General features: G+C 68.0%; 7 protein-coding genes. 3 read left to right on the top strand and 4 right to left on the bottom strand.

What is annotated here, in order from left to right; translation table 11 throughout:
* On the bottom strand, positions 1–817 hold an 817-nt coding region (locus APR04_RS29140), incomplete at its 3' end, for a DJ-1/PfpI family protein (protein ID WP_253877940.1).
* Positions 818–924: 107 nt separating this feature from the next.
* Between APR04_RS29140 and APR04_RS29135 the strand changes: the two genes are divergently transcribed.
* Together APR04_RS29135 and APR04_RS29130 are read left to right on the top strand one after the other, a co-directional pair.
* Positions 925–1,236: a putative quinol monooxygenase gene (locus tag APR04_RS29135; protein ID WP_006247389.1), complete on the top strand. Its 312-nt coding sequence runs from the start codon at positions 925–927 to the stop codon at positions 1,234–1,236.
* Between the two features lie 992 nt (positions 1,237–2,228).
* Positions 2,229–3,554, top strand: coding sequence for an ISL3-like element ISPfr2 family transposase (locus tag APR04_RS29130; protein ID WP_026138135.1), 1,326 nt, complete (start codon positions 2,229–2,231; stop codon positions 3,552–3,554).
* Here APR04_RS29130 and APR04_RS29125 read toward each other — a convergent pair.
* The gene (locus APR04_RS29125) at positions 3,534–3,938 is read right to left on the bottom strand and encodes a hypothetical protein (RefSeq protein WP_253877938.1); all 405 of its coding nucleotides are present in this window, start codon (positions 3,936–3,938) and stop codon (positions 3,534–3,536) included. The two genes, APR04_RS29130 and APR04_RS29125, sit on opposite strands and share 21 nt — an antisense overlap.
* A 174-nt stretch (positions 3,939–4,112) precedes the next feature.
* Here APR04_RS29125 and APR04_RS29120 point away from each other — a divergent pair, with 174 nt between their 5' ends.
* Complete coding sequence (locus tag APR04_RS29120) at positions 4,113–4,313, top strand: hypothetical protein (RefSeq protein WP_253877936.1); 201 nt, start codon at positions 4,113–4,115, stop codon at positions 4,311–4,313.
* Between the two features lie 281 nt (positions 4,314–4,594).
* On the opposite strand, the gene APR04_RS29115 is transcribed toward APR04_RS29120, so the two are convergent.
* Together APR04_RS29115 and metH are read right to left on the bottom strand one after the other, a co-directional pair.
* Positions 4,595–5,185 (bottom strand): hypothetical protein, encoded by a 591-nt coding sequence (locus tag APR04_RS29115; RefSeq protein ID WP_253877934.1) that lies wholly within the window; start codon positions 5,183–5,185, stop codon positions 4,595–4,597.
* Positions 5,186–5,588: 403 nt separating this feature from the next.
* A complete protein-coding gene (gene metH / locus APR04_RS29110; protein ID WP_253877944.1) occupies positions 5,589–9,116 on the bottom strand; it encodes a methionine synthase in 3,528 nt (1,175 codons plus the stop codon).

Here is a 9,116-nt window from a genome sequence, read left to right as displayed (position 1 = left end):
TGCGAAGCCGTTGGACGAAGCCGAGCGGAGTGAGGTTGAGCGCCGCACGGACTCGTCGTTCGAGGGTGCGCCGGCTGGTGCCGAGCGACTGCGCGACGAAGGCGACGTTGAACGGTTCGTCCAGGCGGGCGCGCACGAAGCGTTCGAACTCGACGACGATCGGGTCCTCGTGCCGGAGATGTTCGTAGGCGACGAAGGCCGCCTGCGACGGACGCTCGTCGATGATGAGGAGCTTGGCGACATGTTGGGCCAGGTCGGGGCTGATCGATCGCACGAGTGAGAGCGCGAGGTCGATGTGGGCGAACGCGGCGCCGGCGGTGACGAGGTTCCCGTCCACGACGACCATGGTGTCGAGATCGAGGGCGACGGTCGGATAGCGCTTCAGGAACTCCGGCCCCAGGAACCAGCTGGTCGTCGCCCGCCGATGATGCATCCGTCCGGTCTCGGCGACGGCGAACACGCCGGTGCACGCCGCGGCGATCCGGGTGGTCGCGTCGTCGAGGCGCCCGAGCGAGGCGATGACCGAACGAGCATCTCGGCTCTGGAGGGCGTCGTTGGTAGCGGCGGCCGTGAGGGTTCCAAGCGCAGGGACGACGACCACGTCGAACTCTCCGGACTCCGACAGCGGGTGGTCAACCGACAGGGTCATCGATGCCGTCGTGGTCACTCGCCGTTTCGGTCCGAGGATGGCGAGTTCGATCGGGTCGATCCGCGGGTCGATATCGCCGCGGGCTCCGTCGGCCACCCGCACGATGTCGATGACCGACGCGACAGCCGAACCGAAGCAGCCGTCGATCGCGATCAGTCCGATACGCATGGCGCGAACAATAGCAATACTGTCGTATACGCCACTCCCCATCGGCCCTCGCTCGTCATACGCTGAACTCGCCCCACGAAGAACCCCGACTTCAAGGAGAACCCCTCATGTCCACACCCGCATCACTTCCGTATGCCTTCGTCGCCAAGATCGTCGCGGCCGATGGACAGCACGACGCGCTCGCCGATCTGCTCGCCGGCGCTGTCGCACTCGCCAACGAAGAAGTGGGAACGATTGTCTGGTTCGCGGCTAGAACCCACGCCGACACCTTTTGGATCTTCGATGCATTCCCCGACGAGGCCGCTCGCGACGCCCACGCCAACGGCGCCATCGTCGCAGCCCTGATGGCCAACCAGCACCTCCTCGGCGCAGCACCCGAGATCCTGGCGGCCGACGTCCTCGCGTCCAAGCTCCCGTAGTCCGCCAACGCACGAGACGATCGCGCCCCGCCGAGCCGTCGGACCCGACCGCCTCGACACCCGCACCACGTTGACGATCCCCGACGGGCCGATCACGAGGGGGGCCAGGCAACACCAGGCGCAAGCCTGGAGCGGCACTGGTTCACCGGTGGTCATCGAGAGAGCCAGCGCGGTTCCATGGCAGCGCAACTGTGTCAACTTGCCCTCCGTCCCGCTAGGCGCCGTGGGCGGGTCTTGGTTGCGATCCGTTGCCGTGACGGGAGACGCGTTGCGCGTCGCAGCGATGACGGGTCGTTGGCGTTCCGGGGCGTTGCGTTCGTGCGCGTCGCCCGTGCGGCATGGAACATCTCGCTGCGCACACAACGACCGCTGCGCCGACGCACCGTTGACACCTCGCACGTCCAGGTCGCGACACAACGCCACGCCGCGTTGCCGAGCGGAGCGAGGCCTATCGGCACACGGACAGGATGCCGGCCGCGAGCGCTCAGCCGGCGAGGGGTCCGTCGCAGAGGAGAGCGACGTCGGTGTCGGGCAGAGCCGTGAGGCCAGCGCATCGCGCGACCACCAGAACCGAACCGCCCCTGCCCTGCGTTTCCGCAGGTCAGGGGCTGTTCGCCAGAGCCGCCTGTCGGAATCGAACCGACGACCTAATCACGTCGGCTTTGCGTCTATCGCTTGATGCGCCCACTGGGCGAACGAGCCGCTGACCTGCGCAAACGTCGAGAGTGGGGGGCGCCGCCATCTGGTGGTGACCGACGACGACCGACCAGTACCGACCGTTTCACCGGAGCTTGCGGCGGCGTCGAAGCCGAGCAAGCTCCATTCTTTTAGCTCACCGCGCCCTCCTCCTAGCCGGTCCCGTCGTCGTCGAAGACGTTTCAGGGGTCTTCCCAGATGACGGTGTAGGTCGGCCGGGCGCGTCGGTCCGCAGATAGACGTCGAGGTCTCCCGACGACGGAGGTTCCTACGCCATCCATCCGAAAGACCTCGACGTGTCCGACGCTACCCCGCCGGCCGGCTTCGGCCGCCCTGACCTGACCGCCTTCGCTCGACTCGACGGCCTCGGTCTGAGCGTGACCGGGCAACGACTTGAACCGGATCGTGCGGTCCTCGCGTGCCGCGTGGTGGAACCAGATCAGTGGTGCCGACGGTGCGGCAGCGAAGGCGCTGCTCGTGACACCGTGATCCGGCGGTTGGCCCACGAGCCGCTGGGCTGGCGACCGACCGTGCTGGAAGTTGTAGTGCGCCGCTACCGCTGTGCCGACTGCGGACACGTGTGGCGCCAAGACACCAGCGCCGCGGCGGAGCCACGCGCGAAGCTCTCGCGCACCGGGCTGCGGTGGGCGCTGGAAGGGATCGTGGTCGCACACCTCACCGTCGCCCGTGTCGCCGAGGGACTCGGGGTCGCGTGGGACACCGCCAACAACGCGGTCCTGGCCGAAGGCAAGCGGCTGCTGATCAACGACCCCACGCGGTTCGAGGGCGTGAAGGTCATTGGCGTCGATGAGCACGTCTGGCGCCACACCAGGCGTGGCGACAAGTACGTCACCGTGATCATCGACCTCACCCCGGTCCGCGATGGCGCCGGCCCAGCAAGGCTGCTGGACATGGTCGAGGGCCGGTCGAAGGCGGCGTTCAAGACCTGGCTCGCCGACCGCGACGACGCCTTCCGTGACGCGGTCGAGGTGGTCGCGATGGACGGCTTCACCGGGTTCAAGACCGCCGCTGCAGAGGAGATCCCGGACGCGGTCACGGTGATGGATCCCTTCCACGTCGTGCGCTTGGCCGGTGACGCCCTCGACAGGTGCCGGCGCCGGGTCCAACTCGCGATCCACGGGCACCGTGGGTTCAGGGACGACCCGCTCTACAAGTCGCGGCGCACGCTGCACACCGGCGCGGACCTGCTCACCGACAAGCAGAGCGACAGGCTACGCGCGCTGTTCGTTGATGACGCTCACGTCGAGGTCGAGGCGACCTGGGGTGTCTACCAGCGCATGATCGCCGCCTATCGCCACGAGGACCGGCAACGTGGCCGCGAGCTCATGGAGAAGCTGATCACCGACCTCAGCGCCGGCGTCCCCAAGGTGCTCACCGAGCTCACCACCCTGGGCCGGACCCTGAAGAAGCGAGCCGCTGACGTGCTCGCCTACTTCGAACGACCCGGCACCAGCAACGGGCCGACCGAGGCGCTCAACGGACGGCTCGAACACCTGCGCGGCTCCGCACTCGGGTTCCGCAACCTGACCAACTACATCGCCCGAAGCCTGCTCGAGACCGGCGGCTTCAGACCCCAACTTCTACACCCCCGATTGGGATGAGCCCGGAATGTCGGGAAACGCGGATTCCCACATCCGGAAGTAGAGGCCGGCAGCGGTCGAGCTCAACGGAGCGACCAGGCTGGCTTCGCAGAGCGCGCAACATATCTCGGCCGCCGTGCCGGGCCGGGTGTCCATGCCGGTCGCCAGCCGGTCGAGGAGCTCGCGGTTGTGCGAGCGGCCCACGAACTCCGTGGCCATCAGCCGGTGTGTGGGATTTAGCAGTCGGAACCCGTGATACAGGAGATCGCTTTGGGCCGGGTGTCGGATGCTGGCGGCGTCGATCTCGCTCTCGGCCCACTCGAGCTGTTCCAATGTGGTGCCAATGAGGTCCGTGGACTCCTGCAGGATCGCGGACAGTGGATCGTTCTTACGCGCTTTGACCATGGCGGTCGACCTCTCTGGGCAGCACCAGGACGGTGGCTGAGGTGGTCCGGTCCTTGGCGCAGTTGGGCTTTGTCATCCCAGAGGTGTCCGTCCAGCGCCAGCGAGCTGATCCAGGACTCGGCAGAGCAGAAGCGGTTGTGCTGACACCTGCGTGCCATCGCGGCGTCGGGACTGTTGCTGGGGCTCGTCGAGGTCGCCGACAACGAGAACACCACCGACGCCAACGGGCGCCCGGTCCAGAACACGATCCGGGTGCGCGCGGCAGGCGAGGGGGTGGCGGTCGGGACCTGCCGGCTCGGGCAGCGCGCGAGTCCTGACAACCTCATCCTGCTCGTGGGCTGGCGAGACCCGGTCCTAGGGGCATCCCAGCCATGACTACAAGAACCTGGCTGCTTCCTTCCGGTGCGCCTGGGCCTCGTCGGTATGTTCCCGGACAAGTCGGACCGGCCGCGGGGACGTCCGCGCGAGCGCAACTTCGGCCCGAAGTAGGTGCTGACAGCAGGATGCGTCAGTTGTAGGGCCAGTGGTAGCCGAGGGCGACTGCGGGTGGACGAGCGGTGTACGCGCTCCACGTGTCTTGACCGCAACTTCCACGGTTACACCGTGGATGCGTCTTGCCTGGCCGCGCCGCTCTCCACGTCATCGGGCTGTATCGGTCAACCCCGATCAGCCCTTTCGCGCTCGTACACGACAGTCAGTTGGTCGGTGACGTCGCTGAGGTCTTCGGTGTGAATGCTGAGATAACCGCTGCGGTTCCTGAGGATCTGTTTGGCCTCGATCTGGCCCCAGAACAGCTTGTCGATCCAGCTCGGGAAGCTTTTGCCCGATGCGCGGGCGTAGGCGAGGGCTGCCTCTGCGACGTCGTGCTCAGCGCGGTCCTCCAGCACGACATGGAGGTCGATGTCGCCGAAGTCGGTGGCCGTCTGGTCCAGCAGCGAGCCGAACAGTGAGATCCTCTCGATCCACACGGGCTTGTCCGGGTCGGCGTTGTACGACGCTGCTCGCTCAAGCACGCCGGCGAGAAGAGCCTCTGCCTTTGCGCGGTTGATCGGCTTGAGGAACGACGCTCCGGCCAGGCCACTACCAAGAAGCGTCGTGTTCCACCACACCTCGGGCTCACCGTCGTACTCGCGAGTCTGCTGCATGACGTATCCATCGGACTCGAGCTGGTGGAGTAGCCGATCGGCCTCCGTGACGTCGACCTTGACGACGTGCGCGATGTATTCGGTGCGCGTCCAGTCGACCAAGCAGGCCCGCGCGAGAGCGCGTGCGACGCCCGGCTCGATCCCCGCTACGGTCACTCCACGCTGCAGTCGCATGGGCAACCATGGCACGGGCACTGGCGCCGAGCCGGAAACGAGTAGCTCGCGACTGGGCGCCTCAACGCTGCCGACGAGGGGCAGCTTATGAAGCCACAGGTCAGCACCCAATTCGTGTCAGGCTCTCACGGATTCATGCTGGTCAGAGAGTCAAACCGTGTCACGATCAGGGCTTCGCGCCAGGAGAGCGCGATCGTGACACGTTTATGACACGTTTTGGTACGCTGAGGGACGTCCAGCGACGTCTGGATACGGGAGTCACGGGAATCCGCCCGAGGCTCTGACCAGTCAGAACGGGCTTGACCAGGTCGGACGGCCACCACCCCAGAAGTCACACGGAGAAGTACTTCGCCTCCGGGTGGTGGAACACGAACGCATCCGTCGACTGCTCCGGGTGCAGCTGCAACTCATCGGAGAGGGTGACCCCGACCCGCTCCGGCCGCAGCAGCTCCACCACCTTGTGCCGGTCCTCCATCTCCGGGCACGCGGGATACCCCAGGGACATCCGCGCACCCCGGTACTCCAGCTTGAACATCCCCTCGACGCTGGCAGGTTCCTCGGACGCGAACCCCAGTTCCGACCGCACCCGCGCATGCCAGAACTCGGCCAGCGCCTCGGTCAGCTGCACGGACAGCCCGTGCAGCTCCATGTACTCCCGGTACTTGTTGGCCTCGAAAAGCCGAGCGGTGTGCGAGGAGACGGTGTCCCCGACGGTCACCAGCTGCACCGGCAGCACGTCGAACTGCCCGGTCTCCTCGACCCACTCCCGCGGGCGAACGAAATCGGCCAGGCACAGATGCCGGTCCCGCCGCTGCCGCGGGAAGTGGAACCGCAGCCGCTCAGTCCCGACTGCACCACCGGACCCGCCGTCGGGCGCCCCGATGCCGGCGAGCTCCCCGTGGTGCGCCACCACGACCGAGTCACCCTCCGACCACACCGGGAAGTACCCGTACACCACCGTCGGGTCCATGATCTGGTCCGTCAGGATCCGATCCATCCACTCCGCGAGCCGCGGCCGCCCCTCGGTCTCGACGAGCTCCTCATACGAGGCGCCGTCCGATGACCGCCCGGGCTTGAGCCCCCACTGGCCCATGAACGTCGCCCGCTCGTCCAGGAACGCGGCGTACTCGGAGAGCTGCACGCCCTTGACGATCCGCGTGCCCCAGAACGGTGGGTCCGGCACCGGGTTGTCGGCTGCCACGTCAGACCGCGCGGGCAGATCCTCTGGGGCCGTCTGCGTCACCGTCACCACCGCGTGCCGCCGCTTCTTCAGCGCCGGCAGCCCGACGTCGTCGGGCGAAGCCCCGCGCGCGACCGCCACCAGGGGCTCCATGAGCCGCAGCCCCTCGAACGCGTCCTTCGCATACCGCACCACGCCGGGGAAAGCAGAAGCCAGGTCGTCCTCCACGTAGGTCCGAGTAAGAGCAGCCCCGCCCAGCAGCACGGGCCACTTCTTCTCGTGTCCTCGGGAGACCAGCTCCGCCAGGTTCTCCTTCATCACGACCGTCGACTTCACCAGCAGCCCCGACATGCCGATGACGTCGGCGTCGTGCTCGATCGCGGCGTCGATCATGGCGCTCACCGGCTGCTTGATGCCGATGTTCACCACCTTGTAGCCGTTGTTCGTCAGGATGATGTCCACGAGGTTCTTGCCGATGTCGTGCACGTCGCCCCGCACCGTGCCCAGGACGATGGTGCCCTTGGTCTGGTCGCCCTCGACCTTCTCCATGTGCGGCTCCAGCAGCGCGACGGCGGCCTTCATCACCTCCGCCGACTGCAGCACGAACGGCAGCTGCATCTCGCCCTTGCCGAACAGCTCGCCCACCACCTTCATGCCTTCCAGCAGGTGGTCGTTGACGATGTCCAGCGCCTTCATCCCGCCGCCCAGCGCCTCCTCGAGGTCCGGCTCCAGGCCCTTGCGCGCGCCGTCGATGATGCGGCGGGCCAGACGCTCGCCGATGGGCAGCCCCGCCAGCTCCGCGGCGCGAGCATCCCGGATCGCCCCGGCGTCCACGCCCTCGAACAGGTCGAGCAGCTTGGACAGCGGGTCGTACGTGAGGTTGCCCTCGGCGTCCCAGACCCGCCGGTCCCAGACCAGGTCGAGCGCCGTCTGCCGCTGCTCGTCCGGGATCGAGGACAGCGGCAGGATCTTCGCCGCGTGCACGATCGCCGAGTCCAGGCCCGCCTCGGTCGCCTCGTGCAGGAACACCGAGTTCAGCACCGCACGCGCCGCCGGGTTCAGCCCGAACGACACGTTCGAGACGCCGAGCGTGGTGTGCACGCCGGGGTACTTGCGCGTGAGCTCGCGGATCGCCTCGATGGTCTCGATCGCGTCGCGCCGGGTCTCCTCCTGGCCCGTGGCGATCGGGAAGGTCAGGGCGTCGACGATGATGTCGTCAACGCGCATGCCCCACTCGCCCACCAGCGTGTCGATCAGGCGGGACGCGATGGCGACCTTGTGGTCGGCGGTGCGCGCCTGGCCTTCCTCGTCGATCGTCAGCGCGACGACGGCGGCGCCGTGCTCCATGACCGCCGGCATGATGCGGCCGAACCGCGACGTCGGCCCCTCGCCGTCCTCGAAGTTCACCGAGTTGACCACGCCGCGCCCGCCCAGCAGCTCCAGGCCCGCGCGGATCACAGCGGGCTCGGTGGAGTCGATCACCAGCGGCAGCGTGGAGGCCGAGGCGAGCCGCGAGACCACCGCGCGCACGTCCTCTACGCCGTCGCGCCCCACGTAGTCGACGCACACGTCCAGCAGGTGCGCGCCGTCGCGGGTCTGCGCGCGGGCGATATCGACGATGTCGTCCCAGCGGCTCTCCAGCAGCGCCTCGCGGAACGCCTTGGAGCCGTTGGCGTTGGTGCGCTCGCCGATCGCGAGGAAGCTCGTCTCCTGGCGCAGGTCGGTCGCGGAGTACAGCGAGGCGACGGCGTTCTCCCGCACCGGCTCGCGCTTGCCGACCGGCGCGCCACCGACGGCCTCGACCACCAGGCGCATGTGCTCCGGCGTCGTACCGCAGCAGCCGCCCACCAGGCCGAGCCCGAACTCCCGCGCGAACTGCGTGTGCGCGGCGGCCAGCTCCTCCGGGGTGAGCGGGTAGGAAGCGCCGTTCGCCCCCAGCACCGGAAGGCCCGCGTTCGGCATGCACGTCACCGGGATCTCGGCGTGCTGCGACAGGTGCCGCAGGTGCTCGCTCATCTGCTCGGGACCAGTGGCGCAGTTCATGCCGATCGCGTCGATGCCCATCGCCTGCAGCGCCACCAGCGCCGCACCGATCTCCGAGCCCATCAGCATGGTCCCCGTGGTCTCGACGGTCACGGACACGATGATCGCCACCCGCTGCCCGACGTCGGCCATCGCCTGCCGGCAGCCCGTCACAGCGGCCTTGGCCTGCAGCAGGTCCTGGCTGGTCTCGACCAGCACCGCGTCCGCCCCGCCCTCGATCAGACCAGCGGCCTGCTCCGCGAACGTGTCCCGCAGGTGGGCGTACGTGGTGTGCCCCAGCGACGGCAGCTTGGTGCCCGGACCCATGGAGCCCAGCACCCAGCGCGGCTTCTCCGGCGTCGTGTACACGTCGGCGCGCTCGCGAGCGATCGCCGCACCCTTGCGGGCCAGCTCGCGGATGCGGTCGTCGATGCCGTAGTCCGACAGGTTCGACCAGTTGGCCCCGAACGTGTTCGACTCGATCGCGTCCACCCCGACCTCGAGGAACGCGTCGTGCACGCCCGCGATGATGTCCGGGCGCGAGACCGTGAGGATCTCGTTGCAGCCCTCCAGGTCCTCGTAGTCCTCCAGGGTCGGGTTCGCCGCCTGGATCATGGTGCCCATGGCGCCGTCGGCCACGACGACGCGGGTGCGCAT

The organism is Promicromonospora umidemergens (assembly GCF_024171995.1).
Taxonomy (GTDB): Bacteria; Actinomycetota; Actinomycetes; order Actinomycetales; family Cellulomonadaceae; genus Promicromonospora; species Promicromonospora umidemergens.
This window is presented reverse-complemented; position numbering and strand designations above follow the sequence as displayed.